A 13,292-nucleotide genomic window follows, 5' to 3' on the forward strand; every position below is an offset into this window, starting at 1 on the left:
GTGGCAACTGAGACCACCGCAGCAGAAGGCAGCAGCCTGGTTTTCCACCCGATGGATCAGTTCATCGTTAAACCGTTGTTCGGTGACGGCGGCATTGCATGGTACACGCCAACCAACGTGACCCTGTGGCTGTTCCTCGCAATTGCGGCGATCTTTGGCCTGCTGGTTCTTAGCACCTCGAAGCGCGCGATTGTTCCGACCCGGATGCAGTCGATTGCTGAATTGGCATATGGCTTTATCTACAAGATGCTGGAAGACATCTGCGGCAAGGAAGGCGTCAAGTATTTCCCCTATGTCATGACCCTGTTCATGTTCATTGTCTGCGCAAACTTCCTGGGCATGATCCCCATGTCCTTCACCACCACATCGCATTTCGCCGTGACCATCCCGCTGGCGCTGTCGGTCTTCCTAACCGTGACCGTGCTGGGCTTTGTCAAGAACGGTGCCGCCTTCCTGGGCTTGTTCTGGGTCTCCAGCGCACCGTTGGCGCTGCGCCCGGTTCTGGCGATCATCGAGCTGATCTCGTACTTCGTGCGTCCGGTCAGCCACTCCATTCGTCTTGCTGGTAACGTCATGGCAGGCCACGCCGTGATCAAGGTATTCGCAGGCTTCGCCGCGATTGCCGCGATCTCGCCTGTGTCCGTGCTGGCGATCACCGCAATGTATGGCCTCGAGGTCCTCGTGTCCTTCATCCAGGCCTACGTTTTCACCATTCTGACCTGTGTTTATCTGAAAGATGCGCTGCATCCTTCGCACTAAGGTCCGATACCCAAACATCGAAACTTCCAATTCGTAAGGAGAAACATCATGGAAGGCGATCTCGCACACATCGGCGCAGGCCTGGCAGCAATCGGTTCCGGCGCAGCCGCAATCGGGGTGGGCAACGTTGCAGGCAACTTCCTGGCCGGCGCCCTGCGCAACCCTTCTGCGGCTGCTTCGCAGACCGCAACCCTGTTCATCGGTATCGCATTCGCAGAAGCGCTGGGCATCTTCGCATTCCTGGTCTCGCTGCTGCTGATGTTCGCCGTCTAATCTGCGGAACCTGATCCTTACGCGCAGGTGGGCCCAAGCCATAGCGGCCCACCTGTTGTAAAGACAACGTTCCGACGGAGGACATCATGGCGACTGAACCCATTAGCGAAGAAGTAGTTGGCTCGTGCATCGACTCGCATGGCTCTGCCATCGGGATGCCGCAGCTCTGCTTCGATTGGTTCCCCAACCAGATTTTCTGGCTGGTCATTACGCTGGTCGTCATCTTTCTGGTCCTGTCTCGCGTGGCTCTGCCCCGCATCGCGGCAATCCTGGCTGAGCGTCAGGGGACCATTACAAATGACCTGGCTGCGGCCGAAGATCTGAAGGCCAAGGCGGTCGAGGCCGAAGAGGCCTATAACAAGGCGCTGGCCGATGCCCGTGCCGAAGCGCAGCGTATCGCTGCCGAAGCCCGAGCAGAAATCCAGGCTGGCCTGGACGACGCGATTGCCCAGGCGGACGCAGAAATCGCTGCAAAGGCGGCTGAATCGGAAAAGGCAATTGCCGAAATCCGTGCCAGTGCGCTGGATAGCATTCAAGTGGTTGCCAAGGATACGGCGGCTGAACTGGTCACAGCTCTGGGCGGCGAGGCAGATGCCAAAGCTATTGACAGTGCCGTTGACGCGCAAGTGAAAGGATAAGTGACATGCGGAATACTCTTGCCCTTATCCTGACCCTTGGCGCAGCCAGCCCCGCGCTGGCCGCAAGCGGCCCGTTCTTCTCGCTTGGCAACACCGACTTTGTCGTGACGTTGGGCTTCCTCGTCTTCATCGCGGTCCTGTTCTACTTCAAAGTACCGGGCATGATTGGCGGTGCGCTGGACAACCGTGCCGAAGGCATCAAGTCCGAGCTGGACGAAGCCCGTGCCCTGCACGAAGAAGCCCGCAGCCTGCTGGCCTCGTATGAGCGCAAGCAGCGCGAAGTGCAGACACAGGCAGACGCGATCGTTGCGGCTGCGAAAGACGACGCGGCTCTGGCGGCTGAGCAGGCCAAGGCCGATCTGGAGAAATCCATCGCACGCCGTTTGGCTGCTGCGCAAGATCAGATCGCATCGGCCGAAGCTTCGGCTGTCAAAGAGGTCCGTGATCAAGCCATCACCGTCGCTGTTTCGGCAGCCAACGCGGTATTGGCTAAGCAGATGACTGCGACTCAGGCGAACAAACTGATCGACGCTGCCATTGCAGATGTTGGTGAGAAGCTTCACTAAATCTGGTCACATGACCTGAATTTAAGACCCGAGAGCCTCTGGTTCTCGGGTTTTTCTTTGCCTGTACCAAAAGACAAATGCAGCGAGCAGTGTGATCCCGATCTCAACCATGAAGGTCCAGTGGTTCAGGAAGGAAAGGATCCAGTGTGAATGCGTGGCTTGGACCGTCACCAGGGGATAAGCGGCATCGCTGAACGGCCACGCCCAGGAAACGCTGCCCACGATCGAATCCAGCACCATGTGAACCGAGCCTCCGGCGCCGAACCCGGCAATGATGCTGCCGACCCGATCGGACCATTTACGAAGGATCAAGCCGAGGATCAGAAAACCCAGCCATACGATCGGTCGATGGGTGAGGTATTCGTGATGGTGATGACTGCGATTGTCGACAAAGTAGAACCACAGCATGTCGATATCTGGTGCCACCGCTCCGATCATGGCTGCTGCAAATGCAACGGGGCTGAGTTTTGGCGTGGCGGTACGAAAGAACAGGTAGGCTCCGGGCAGGTGTCCGATGAACATCAGGTTTGCTCGGTCTCATGCGCAAGCCTCTGCTGCGCGATCTCTTCATTGCGCAGGGCCTTCTGATGGTCTTCCATGCAGCGCTGCACAAAGCTCAGGTGCTGGTGAACCGCGTTGCGCGCGCTCTTTGGGTCGCGCTCTTGTATGGCCGCATTGATGGCGCGATGCTGGTCAAGAATTGCGCCACGCGTGGTGCTTTGCTGGAACATCATCTGTCGATTGTAGAACACGCCTTGCTGCAACAGGTCATACATTGAGCGCATCATGTGCAACATCAGGACGTTATGGCTGGCTTCAATGATGGCCATGTGAAACTGCGCGTCCAGCTCGGATTCTTCCTCGGTTGCATTGCGGGCGTGCGCAGCTTCCATTTTGTCGAATATCGCCTGCACCACTTTCAGATCGCTGCTTGATCCCATACGGGCAGCACGCTCGGCGGCCAGCCCTTCCAGATCCTGGCGAAAGGACAGAAAATCAAACACGGCTTCATTATGGCTGCTGAAGAGCCGAACCAGCGCCGGAGAAAAGGCCGAGCCCAGAACCTCGGCGACGTAAATGCCAGACCCTGCCTTGGCGGTCAGCAATCCTTGATCCTGCAAGTCCGATATCGCTTCGCGCAATGAAGGGCGTGAAACGCCCAATCGCTCTGCCAATTCGCGTTCCGCCGGAAGCCGCTCTCCTGGGCGTAAGATACCGCGCAGGATCAGCAGTTCGATCTGTCTCACAACCGCGAGGGATAGCTTTTCAGTCTGAATTTTGTGAAAGGGCATACGTGCTTTCCAAAATTGGTCAAATCATATGACCACGGTTTTCTTGAGGGTTCAAGAACGCGCATCCCTAGTTTTTTGTTACACTAGGTCAGAACTGTTGACATTGTTGAGTCAATGCCTAGGCTGCCCGACGTGAATGCGGAGGAAGCCCATGTCGACCAAAGATCTGTTTGCAACGCGAATGTCGCGGATGAAGGCGTCTGAGATACGCGAATTGCTCAAGCTTCTTGACCAACCTGGCATCATTTCCTTTGCAGGCGGCATTCCTGACCCAGCGCTGTTCCCAGCGGAAGCATTTGCTGATGCCTTTCAGACCGCGTTGGGGGCTGAGAGGCAGGCGCAGGCGCTGCAATATTCGGTTAGCGAGGGGTACGCGCCGTTGCGCGAATGGTTGGTCGATCACATGCGTCAGATCGGGATTGAGTGTGGGTTAGACAACATTCTGATCACTTCGGGATCGCAACAAGCTCTGGATTATCTCGGTAAGCTATACCTCTCTCCGGGTGACACGGCGCTGGTGGGGTGGCCCACTTATCTGGGTGCGCTGGCAGCGTTCAACGCCTATGAGCCGCGTTTTGACAAGCTCAGCATCAATGGCAATCGCGGAGCGGCTGAATATGCCGCGGCAGCAGGCGAAGGTTTGGTGAAATTCGCTTATCTTTCGCCCGACTTTGCCAATCCAACTGGCGAGACCGTGGACCTTCGTGGCCGGGAAGCGTTGTTGGATTTGGCCGAGGACCTGAACTGCGCTGTGATCGAAGACGGTGCCTATCAGGCCCTCCGCTATGAAGGAGAGCCCGTCCCCCCGGTTCTGGCGCTGGAACTTGCGCGTAAGGGCTCGATTGAGGACTGTCGGACAATCTATTGCGGCAGCTTCTCGAAAACCTTGTCTCCGGGTTTGCGGGTGGGTTGGGTTGTGGCTGCCAAACAGGTGATTTCGCAACTTGTGCTGATGAAACAGGCAGCCGATTTGCATTCCGCAACGATTAATCAGATGGCTATCAATGACGTCGCGCGGGCCTGTTTCGATACGCATATCCCCATGCTGCGGCGTGTTTACGGAGCGCGCCGTGACGCAATGCTGGATGCGCTGGTTGAACATATGCCGAAAGGTGTGGAATGGACCAAACCCGAGGGCGGCATGTTTGTCTGGGTAACCTTGCCAAAGGGCATTGTCGGGTCTGATCTATTGGCCCGAGCGCTTGATACGGTGAAAGTGGCCTTTGTGCCGGGGCAGGCATTCTTTCCGGACGGTAGCGGGGCCAACACGATCCGACTGAGTTTTTCAAATTCCGACGAAGCGACGATCCAAGAGGGTGTCCGCCGGTTGGGAGAAGTCCTGCGCGCCTGAGTGTCGGCAAGATTTTGTTAACCTTGTGGCGGCAAAACTGGACGTATGATCCGGTATCTATACCTCCTATTGGTGTTGGTCGCCTGTTCGGCCGGCACGCCTTATTTTCGCGATATACCCGCAACTCGTGTGGCGGTGAACGGCAGCATCTTTGATGTGCGCATACGCGGAGACATAGCTGAGGCCGTTCGGGTAAATGCTCAATACGCACCGCGTCTGGGGCCGATCCGGGACTGGGCCGGGCTGGCGATGGCGCAGGTCTCAGGTTGCCCGGTTCTGGACGTACTGGGCGATGCGGCGGTGACGGTTGGCGTGCTGGGCTGCGACCGCGAAGCAGGAGAGCGTTTGTTGCTGACTTCTATCTCGACCCCGAACTATGAATGTGTGGATTACGGGGTCTACGAAGATGTTGGTAATGGCTACGGATATCAGGTGTTCGAGTGTACGCCTTACTGAAATACGCGCTTTCCTGCGCATTTCGGCAAGATATTGTGGATAAGTCGGGTTGATATCCCATATCCTGCGCAACCTCGTTGACTCAAGCCCAATCCGTTGCGCAGACTTCAAAGACGTAGGAATCATGGGACCCGCCGCCTTTGCGCTTTAGCAAACTCAAACTCACCGGCTTCAAAAGCTTTGTTGATCCGACCGATTTGATTATCGCGGATGGGTTGACCGGTGTGGTGGGTCCAAATGGTTGCGGCAAGTCCAACCTACTGGAAGCCTTGCGCTGGGTGATGGGGGAAAACCGCCCTAAATCCATGCGAGGCGGCGCGATGGAAGACGTGATATTTGCCGGTGCAGCCACACGTCCAGCCCGCAACTTTGCCGAGGTTGTCCTGACCATGGACAACTCGGAACGGCTGGCCCCTTCGGGGTTTAATGACAATGATCAATTGGAGATCGTCCGTCGCATCACCCGCGATGTTGGCAGCGCCTATAAAACCAACGGTAAAGATGTCCGTGCGCGTGATGTGCAGATGCTATTTGCCGACGCTTCGACGGGTGCGCATTCGCCTGCGCTGGTGGGACAGAACCGAATTGCCGAGCTTATCAATGCCAAGCCGCGCGCGCGCCGCCGGATCTTGGAAGAGGCCGCCGGAATCTCGGGCCTCTATCAACGTCGGCACGAGGCCGAGCTGAAACTGAAAGGCACCGAGACAAACCTGACCCGTGTCGATGACGTGTTGGAGCAGTTGGGTGCACAGTTGGCGCAACTCGCGCGTCAGGCCCGTCAGGCCGCGCGCTATCGCGAGATTGGCGAACAGCTAAGGCAGGCCGAAGGGATGTTGCTGTATCGTCGCTGGAAAGAGGCTGACATGGCCCGCCAGCAGGCGGAAGAGAAGCTGCGCGAACGGATCACCGAAGCCTCCCGTGCCGAGGCCGAGGCACGCGCGGCTGCCGCAAAACGCGCCGAGATTGAAGAGACGCTGCCGCCGTTGCGCGAAGAAGAGGCTATCGCTGCCGCGGTCCTGCAACGTCAGCAAGTGCAGCGTGACCAATTGGCGGATCAAGAGACACGCGCCCGCCAGACCATCGAAACCTTGACCAATCGTATTCAGCAGTTGGGCAATGACATCGAACGCGAGGCAGGTCTGAACCGCGATGCGGGTCAGATGATTGAGCGCTTGGAATGGGAAGCACGTGAACTGGCCAAAGCGGCTGAGGGACACGACGACAAGGTGGCTGAGGCTGCCGAAATCGCCCGCGAAGCGGCCTCCGTGCTGCAGGATCGTGAAGATCATCTTTCGCAGGAAACCGAGGATATGGCCCGTCTGGTTGCCCGTCACCAATCGGCGCAACGACTGGTCGAGGATAGCCGTAAGACACTGGCCAGGTCTGAAGCAGAAGAAGAAAAAGCACGTGCTGCCGTGGATGAAGCCAAAACGGCGCTAACCCGCGCTAGCGAGGCTTTCGAGGCTGCTCAGGAAGGGGAAGAGGAGGCTCGTGAAGCTGCCGAAGCCGCCGAAGAGGCTCTGGCCGCTGCGGATGAGCTGCGCAATGATACGCAGGCACGAGAGGCCGAAGCCCGGGCGCAGCGATCCGAAGCCGAAGGTGAGCTGGGTGCAATTCGTGCTGAAACCTCTGCACTGGCCAAGTTGGTCGAACGCGATACCGCCGAGGGCGGTCAGGTGCTCGATTTGCTGCGTGTCGCGCCGGGTTATGAAAAAGCATTGGGTGCAGCACTGGCTGATGACCTTCGCGCGCCGCTGGTCGAAGGGGACGGTCCTTCGGGGTGGGTGCAGGTCACGGCCTACGACACGGACCAGCCCATGCCAGATGGTGTTGAACCATTGGCGTTGCACGTATCAGGCCCGGATCGACTGAGCCGTCGGATCGCGCAGATCGGTTTGGTCGACGCAGATCAGGGCGCGCGGTTGCAGGCGTCGCTGAAACCCGGACAACGGTTGGTGTCTCGATCTGGTGATCTGTGGCGCTGGGACGGGTTCCGCGCCTGGGCCGAAGATGCGCCAAGTGCGGCGGCCCTGAGGCTGGAGCAACTCAACAAGCTTGAGGCGCTGAAACAGGAGCTTGCCCGGGCTGAGGCGCAGGCCGATGGCGCACGCGCCGCGCATGAGGCGCTGTCGCAGCAACTGGCCGACGTGACCGAGGCTGACCGCCGCGCGCGCGAGGCGCGCCGTGCCGCTGACCAACGCATGGCCGAAACTGCACGGCAGCTCAGCCGAGCCGAAGCAGATCGAAATCTGGCGCAGGGCAAGCTGGAAACCCTGGCTCTTGCAGTAGACCGCCACAAAGAAGATGCCATGTCCGCCCGTGCGCAACTGCGCGAGGCCGAGAGTGGGCTGGCTGGTCTGGGAGACCTCGACAATGCCCGCGCACAGGTTGAGGACATCAAGCAGACGGTCGAGGCCGCGCGGATCACCATGCTGACGCACCGCTCGACCCATGATGAGTTGCGGCGTGAGGGCGAGGCTCGGACGCGGCGCTCGCAAGAAGTGACAAAGGACCTGAGTGGTTGGCGGCACCGGCTGGACAGCGCAGAAAAGCGGATATCTGAACTGGCCGAGCGCAAGGAAAGCTCGGAAGAAGAATTGGCCGAAGCCATGGCGGCCCCGGGTGAAATCGCCGAGGCGCGTGAAGAGCTGAATGAACTGATCGACGCCGCCGAAGCCCGCCGCGCTGAGGCGGCCGACAAGTTGGCCGAGGCGGAAACACAGCAGCGCGAAGTGGTGATGGCCGAGCGGGACGCGGAACGCCTGGCCTCGGAAGCACGCGAAAGCCGGGCTGCGGCCGAGGCCCGCTGTGATGCGGCGAAGGAGAGCGTGACTGCAGCCGCCGAACGCATTGCCGAAGATCAGCAGCTGACCCCGAACCAATTGCTGAACCAGCTGGATGTGAACCCTGATCAAATGCCGGCAGCGGATGCTTTGGAAGCCGAAGTGAACCGCCATAAGCGTCAGCGCGATGCGATGGGGGCGGTGAATCTACGCGCCGAAGAAGATGCGAAAGAGGTTCAGGAAGAGTTTGATACTCTCAACGGTGAAAAAGCCGATCTGGAGGAGGCGATCAAAGCTCTGCGCAGCGGTATTGCCAGCCTCAATCGCGAGGGCCGCGAGCGGCTGTTGACCGCTTTCGAACAGGTGAACTCGAACTTCGCGATGCTGTTCAAGCATTTGTTCGGTGGCGGCGAGGCCAATCTGGTGATGGTCGAAAGCGATGACCCGTTGGATGCCGGGCTTGAGATCATGTGCCAGCCGCCGGGAAAGAAGCTCTCGACCCTCAGCCTGTTGTCGGGGGGGGAGCAGACCCTTACCGCAACAGCACTGATCTTTGGCGTCTTCCTCGCCAATCCGGCCCCGATCTGTGTTCTGGACGAAGTCGACGCGCCTTTGGACGACGCCAACGTTACTCGGTTCTGCGATCTGCTGGACGAGATGTGCCGCCAGACCGACACGCGGTTCCTCATCATCACTCACCACGCGGTGACGATGGCGCGAATGGATCGTCTGTTTGGCGTAACCATGCAGGAACAGGGTGTCAGTCAGTTGGTCTCGGTCGATCTGAAGAAGGCCGAGCAGATGGTGGCCTGATCCCTCACCGCAACGTTATAAGCCATTTGCAGTGCAACCGTCTAAGGTGGCCGCATGAGCCGAATTTTAATCCTTGGGGTGTTGGCCGCAAGCCCGGTTTGGGCCGCTGAATGGCGCATGAAACCCGGTGATGTACCGCTGACGCCCGCAGAATTGGACGCGTTGGCCGGACGCACGCTGACGTTTTACGATGATGGGCAGTCCAAATATTCGGCAGGCGGTGCTTATTCCTATACCTATGCTAGCGGGGAATCTGCGTTTGGCACTTATTCGATAGCCGAGGATGGCAGCGTTTGCATCCAATACCGCAACGGTTTTAGTCGCTGCGATCTGTATGTGTTTAGCGGCGAGCGGTTGATCCTGATTGATCAAAAGGGCGACCGTTACCCGGTACGCCCCGAGTGAAATTTCAGACACCTGATCTGGTTTCGCACCGAAGGACTGTGCCTGACGCAGACCAGCTTTGTATTTCAGATAATTGCCCAAGAAACTAAGGTCGGGAAAGCCCGACACGCCAAGCCAGATATACAAGCCACCAAAGGAGCAACCAAGTGACCGACGAAACAGAAAAATACCTGGCCCTTGGAAAACAGCGCGGGTCACACGGTCGCCAACAGGATGAGGGCGTTCTTGTGATCCGCACCGTAGCAATGCCTGCGGATACAAACCCTTCGGGCGATATTTTCGGAGGGTGGTTGATGTCCCAGATGGACCTTGCAGCGGGGAATATGGCCGGTCGGGTCTCGCAAGGGCGCGGGGCCACGGTTTCGGTAGAAGCGATGCAGTTCCTGCGCCCGGTCAAGGTGGGGGACGAGGTGACCTTGTATGCCACCCTGCGCAAAGTGGGGCGCACGTCGATGCGCATTCACGTGGATGCCTGGGCGCGTGCTCGATTTTCCGAAAAAGGTCATAAGGTTACGGATGCGGATTTCGTGTTTGTCGCGCTGGATGACGAAGGCGCGCCCCGGCCTGTTTTTGAAGACAACTGAAAAGTTGGCTTGCATTCGCTAAGCAGTGCAGAGGTCACAGCTTTCCAAAAATGAAAATCGCCGCTGCGACTTGTTTGTGCGCAGCGGCGAAGGGCTGATCAAGATTGTTGTATTTGGGGACGCTATCCAGTCAGACCGGACCGAGCAGCCACGTCACCCGGCTGGATTATTGGATCAGCCTCAGGTTCTGGATCGCACCGGCGATCGATACGAAGGTTTCGATGACTTCTTCGCCAGTTGTTTCGTAATAGTGCGATTCAGTCGAGGCACAGGCTCTGAGCTCTGCCGCGGCTGCACTAGAGGCTTCGAACGCGACGGCAAAGATGGTAACACCCTTCGCCTTTGCCATGGCACATTGGTCAAGGAACAACTGAAGGTTGGTTGTGTGCGATGACGTAATGATGGTGTCGTCGTCCGGGCGAACAATCAGCTCGGTGGTTCCGTTTTCCGCTTCCAATTCATCGGTTGGCCGAACCTGCGGGCTGGTTGCTCCGTCAGTCATGATGACGATGTACTTCGCAACGTCTTCTGCTTCCCAATCCAACGGACGGTCAGCAAATTCATTTGGGATTTCGCCTTCGTCAGCGAGATGAGCAAAGGCATCTCGGGCCGCGGGGTCCAGCAGGGCCAGCGCATATTTCAGGCTGTAATTGGTGCCGGTTCCATCGAACAACCGCAAGCCGTCGATGAAGGTATGCAAGGCGGCTTCATCGTTCTGGGCATATTGGATGCTCATTTCATCATCCGGGCACCAGCCCCAGTTCTGGGTCGTTGCATCATATTCCCAGTTCACGAAATAAGGTACCTGATCAATCGATCCGGATGGCAGATTGGAATTCAGGAAGTCCGAATAGGTCATTTCCAAGCACGATGAGGTGTTGTTCGGGATCGTATCAACATATGTCTCAAAATCGCTGTATTCGATTGTAAGGTCCGTATTGTTGAACTTCGTTGATCCAACGATGTGATCCCCGGCTATGCTGAAGAACTCAGTCTGCTGTTTGCCGCCTTTGATCGAGGCCCCAACCAGCACGGCATCCTCAGGCACATCCAAGGAGTTTTGGATGATATAGTCTCTGACATAGTGGTAGTAAGTATCCACGTCGTCTTTGACAAATACATCAGTCGTGCTGTCCGGAAAGTTGTCGACCTTGACGGAAAAGTCGACCTCATTATCGCCATCTGTATCAAACCAGAACACAACGTTTGAGATGTCCTGCTCCCACTTGGGGAAGTAGTCCTCGTCCGTGGTCGTCCCAAACCGTTCGCCGCCCAGATAAGTGAACATCGTGGCACCGGGGTTGGTTTGGCCCGCGAATGGGATCGTGCTGATTGAGGTTTGGCATACGGTTTCCTCGCCGGTGTCCGGGTCAGTATTCCGCTCGAAAGTTTCTGATACGAATGCCTTGGCTGCTTTCTGCATCAGAGCAAGGCGGTCGTTTTCCCCCATGCTTCCTGAGATATCCAAGGCCATGGAAATCTCGGTGCAAGGCGCCGCTTCGTGGGCGGCTGCAAACACACCCATTGGAATGGTGTCGACACCACTCAGCCGCATGAAGTGGGTATTAAAATTCATGTCTAGGCCCGCACTGACTGTCCGGTCCAGATAGGCGTCGTCAACCACGACATTGTCATCGTACCCAGAAAGACCTTGGGTGGCCAAATATGCGCTCACCACCTCTTTGGGTGGCAATTCTTGTTCAAGATCGGCAGCGGCCAATACGGCGTTGTCGAGGGTCCATTGCAGCTTGGCCCGGTCGCGCTCGTAATTCATCATGTCGACGCCAATGCCCGTCATGGCCAGAATGACTATAAAGCCAAGCAGAACAAAGATTGTAAAAGATCCGTCTTCCTCGGCCGCAAAAAGCTTGGCCTTATTCAAGCTTTTGTAATTGCGTGCAGAGTTCGAAACCTTCGGTGGCAGCAGGTTGCTCATGGTAGTCTCCGCGATATGCATAAATCGGATTAACCATGGCGTAGGATGTAGGCGTATTTAGGCCACAAATTTGCTGTTTAAATTACTCAAAATGAATATAATGTTAACGCAATATGAACGAGGGACTTCCAAATTTGGATGCCGTGCAGGGCCTTATGCTGTGGAAAAGTCATAAAGCATAGATGTTTCAGATATTTATATCTTTCCTGTGCGCTGGCCTGACATCTAAGCAGTTGAGTTCTTCTGTAGATAAAATGTGGCGAAGGATAGATTCACAGCCTGTTCAGCAGCTCGGCCGTCGGCCATGCGTCTGCAGGTAACTCAAGGCGGTTCTGCTCGGCTTGAACAGCGGCTCGTGTTCCCGCCCCCAAAATGCCATCAATTCTACCGACGTCATGGCCACGTGCCTGAAGTTTGCTTTGCAGTTGTTTCATCTGCGCGCCTGACAGCCCAGGCTCTGGCTTGCCCGCATTGTAAATCTGGGCGCCCTCCAGTCTGGTTCCGAAATAAGCAGCGGTCAGGACGTAAACAAAGCTCTGGTTCCATTCGAAATAAACATCGAAATTCGGATAGGCCAAAAAGGCCGGCCCCTTGTGCCCCTGTGGCAGGATCAGCGAAGCGGGCAGGTCTGACAAAGTACCGTTGCGCGCCTGCACGCCCATCGCTTGCCAGTCGGCCACCGAGCGTGGTTTGCCGGGGCCGGACAGTGACCAGTCCATCTGCGCGGGCACCGTTACCTCTTGCAACCAAGGCTGTCCCGGTTGCCAGCCCAGATGCGACAGCATCTTTGCCCCTGACATTAGCGCATCAGGAGCAGAGGTTTTTAGCAAAACTTTACCATCGCCATCGCCGTCGACCCCGTTTTCCAGAATGTCGCGAGGCAGCATCTGGACCATTCCTATCTCTCCGGCCCAAGCACCGGTTGTGCGAACGGGGTCGAAATTCCCTTGGCTATAAAGTTCGATAGCCGCGAAAATTTGCGGTCTGAACAGCTCAGGTCGGCGGCAGTCGTGAGCCAGCGTCACCAGCGCGTTGCGGGTGTTGAAGTCTCCCTGAAACGCGCCGTAATCGGTTTCGAACGCCCAGAAGGCCAGAAGAACCCCGCGTGAAACGCCGTATTCTGCCTCGATCCGATCAAACACCGCGTCGTATTTGCGCGACATCGCCTGACCACGCTCGATCCGGTTTTGTGAGATCAGATGCCGGGAAAAGTCGATGAACGGTTTCTGAAACACGCCTTGCGCGCGGTCGGCCCTGAGCACAGCACCATCTTTTTGCACGCCTTTGAAGAAAGCGTTAACAGTGGCATTGTCGAACCCATGTTGCACGGCCTCTGTTTTCAATCCTTTGACAAAGGAATTGAACCCACCGCCACATTGGGCCAGAGCGGGTGAGGCGAACAGGGTGGCGGCGACTAGGCCAAAAAGAAAGCGCAT

General features: G+C 57.2%; 13 protein-coding genes. 9 read left to right on the forward strand and 4 right to left on the reverse strand.

Going from position 1 to position 13,292, the window contains the following annotated elements; all coding sequences use genetic code 11:
- From ACR0D7_RS14195 to ACR0D7_RS14210, 4 genes are all read left to right on the forward strand, one after another.
- Complete coding sequence (locus ACR0D7_RS14195; protein ID WP_170575535.1) at positions 1-759, forward strand: F0F1 ATP synthase subunit A; 759 nt, start codon at positions 1-3, stop codon at positions 757-759.
- Positions 760-807: 48 nt separating this feature from the next.
- Positions 808-1,032 carry a F0F1 ATP synthase subunit C gene (locus tag ACR0D7_RS14200; RefSeq protein WP_005981269.1) on the forward strand — a complete coding sequence of 75 codons (225 nt, stop codon included), beginning with the start codon at positions 808-810 and terminating at the stop codon, positions 1,030-1,032.
- An 86-nt stretch (positions 1,033-1,118) separates the two neighbouring features.
- Positions 1,119-1,670, forward strand: coding sequence for a F0F1 ATP synthase subunit B' (locus ACR0D7_RS14205; protein WP_480679583.1), 552 nt, complete (start codon positions 1,119-1,121; stop codon positions 1,668-1,670).
- Between the two features lie 5 nt (positions 1,671-1,675).
- On the forward strand, positions 1,676-2,236 hold the full coding sequence (locus ACR0D7_RS14210) for a F0F1 ATP synthase subunit B (RefSeq protein ID WP_480679584.1): 561 nt from the start codon (positions 1,676-1,678) through the stop codon (positions 2,234-2,236).
- Positions 2,237-2,257: 21 nt separating this feature from the next.
- On the opposite strand, the gene ACR0D7_RS14215 is transcribed toward ACR0D7_RS14210, so the two are convergent.
- Both ACR0D7_RS14215 and ACR0D7_RS14220 read right to left on the reverse strand, forming a co-directional pair.
- Positions 2,258-2,758, reverse strand: a complete 501-nt coding sequence (locus ACR0D7_RS14215; RefSeq protein WP_480679585.1) for a metal-dependent hydrolase — start codon at positions 2,756-2,758, stop codon at positions 2,258-2,260.
- A complete protein-coding gene (locus tag ACR0D7_RS14220; protein ID WP_480679586.1) occupies positions 2,758-3,528 on the reverse strand; it encodes an FCD domain-containing protein in 771 nt (256 codons plus the stop codon). The genes ACR0D7_RS14215 and ACR0D7_RS14220 overlap by 1 nt, the downstream gene beginning before the upstream one ends.
- A gap of 151 nt (positions 3,529-3,679) precedes the next feature.
- Here ACR0D7_RS14220 and ACR0D7_RS14225 point away from each other — a divergent pair, with 151 nt between their 5' ends.
- From ACR0D7_RS14225 to ACR0D7_RS14245, 5 genes are all read left to right on the forward strand, one after another.
- Complete coding sequence (locus ACR0D7_RS14225; protein ID WP_480679587.1) at positions 3,680-4,879, forward strand: aminotransferase-like domain-containing protein; 1,200 nt, start codon at positions 3,680-3,682, stop codon at positions 4,877-4,879.
- A gap of 45 nt (positions 4,880-4,924) precedes the next feature.
- Positions 4,925-5,335, forward strand: a complete 411-nt coding sequence (locus ACR0D7_RS14230) for a hypothetical protein (RefSeq protein WP_480679588.1) — start codon at positions 4,925-4,927, stop codon at positions 5,333-5,335.
- A 140-nt stretch (positions 5,336-5,475) separates the two neighbouring features.
- Positions 5,476-8,931, forward strand: a complete 3,456-nt coding sequence (locus ACR0D7_RS14235; protein WP_480679589.1) for a chromosome segregation SMC family protein — start codon at positions 5,476-5,478, stop codon at positions 8,929-8,931.
- Positions 8,932-8,985: 54 nt separating this feature from the next.
- The gene (locus ACR0D7_RS14240; RefSeq protein WP_480679590.1) at positions 8,986-9,336 is read left to right on the forward strand and encodes a hypothetical protein; all 351 of its coding nucleotides are present in this window, start codon (positions 8,986-8,988) and stop codon (positions 9,334-9,336) included.
- Between the two features lie 245 nt (positions 9,337-9,581).
- Complete coding sequence (locus ACR0D7_RS14245; protein ID WP_254445078.1) at positions 9,582-9,920, forward strand: acyl-CoA thioesterase; 339 nt, start codon at positions 9,582-9,584, stop codon at positions 9,918-9,920.
- Positions 9,921-10,086: 166 nt separating this feature from the next.
- Here ACR0D7_RS14245 and ACR0D7_RS14250 read toward each other — a convergent pair whose 3' ends face one another.
- Together ACR0D7_RS14250 and ACR0D7_RS14255 are read right to left on the reverse strand one after the other, a co-directional pair.
- Positions 10,087-11,856 (reverse strand): TadE/TadG family type IV pilus assembly protein, encoded by a 1,770-nt coding sequence (locus ACR0D7_RS14250; RefSeq protein WP_480679591.1) that lies wholly within the window; start codon positions 11,854-11,856, stop codon positions 10,087-10,089.
- Positions 11,857-12,128: 272 nt separating this feature from the next.
- A complete protein-coding gene (locus ACR0D7_RS14255; RefSeq protein WP_480679592.1) occupies positions 12,129-13,292 on the reverse strand; it encodes a lytic murein transglycosylase in 1,164 nt (387 codons plus the stop codon).

The sequence above is a fragment of the Ruegeria sp. BB7 genome (assembly GCF_056539365.1).

Bases quoted from the DNA above. Each gene is read 5' to 3' on its own strand.
- ACR0D7_RS14200 (WP_005981269.1), top strand. From the start codon at position 808: ATGGAAGGCGATCTCGCACACATCGGCGCAGGCCTGGCAGCAATCGGT.
- ACR0D7_RS14205 (WP_480679583.1), top strand. From the start codon at position 1,119: ATGGCGACTGAACCCATTAGCGAAGAAGTAGTTGGCTCGTGCATCGAC.
- ACR0D7_RS14210 (WP_480679584.1), top strand. From the start codon at position 1,676: ATGCGGAATACTCTTGCCCTTATCCTGACCCTTGGCGCAGCCAGCCCC.
- ACR0D7_RS14215 (WP_480679585.1), bottom strand. From the start codon at position 2,758: ATGTTCATCGGACACCTGCCCGGAGCCTACCTGTTCTTTCGTACCGCC.
- ACR0D7_RS14220 (WP_480679586.1), bottom strand. From the start codon at position 3,528: ATGCCCTTTCACAAAATTCAGACTGAAAAGCTATCCCTCGCGGTTGTG.
- ACR0D7_RS14225 (WP_480679587.1), top strand. From the start codon at position 3,680: ATGTCGACCAAAGATCTGTTTGCAACGCGAATGTCGCGGATGAAGGCG.
- ACR0D7_RS14230 (WP_480679588.1), top strand. From the start codon at position 4,925: ATGATCCGGTATCTATACCTCCTATTGGTGTTGGTCGCCTGTTCGGCC.
- ACR0D7_RS14240 (WP_480679590.1), top strand. From the start codon at position 8,986: ATGAGCCGAATTTTAATCCTTGGGGTGTTGGCCGCAAGCCCGGTTTGG.
- ACR0D7_RS14245 (WP_254445078.1), top strand. From the start codon at position 9,582: ATGCCTGCGGATACAAACCCTTCGGGCGATATTTTCGGAGGGTGGTTG.
- ACR0D7_RS14250 (WP_480679591.1), bottom strand. From the start codon at position 11,856: ATGAGCAACCTGCTGCCACCGAAGGTTTCGAACTCTGCACGCAATTAC.
- ACR0D7_RS14255 (WP_480679592.1), bottom strand. From the start codon at position 13,292: ATGCGCTTTCTTTTTGGCCTAGTCGCCGCCACCCTGTTCGCCTCACCC.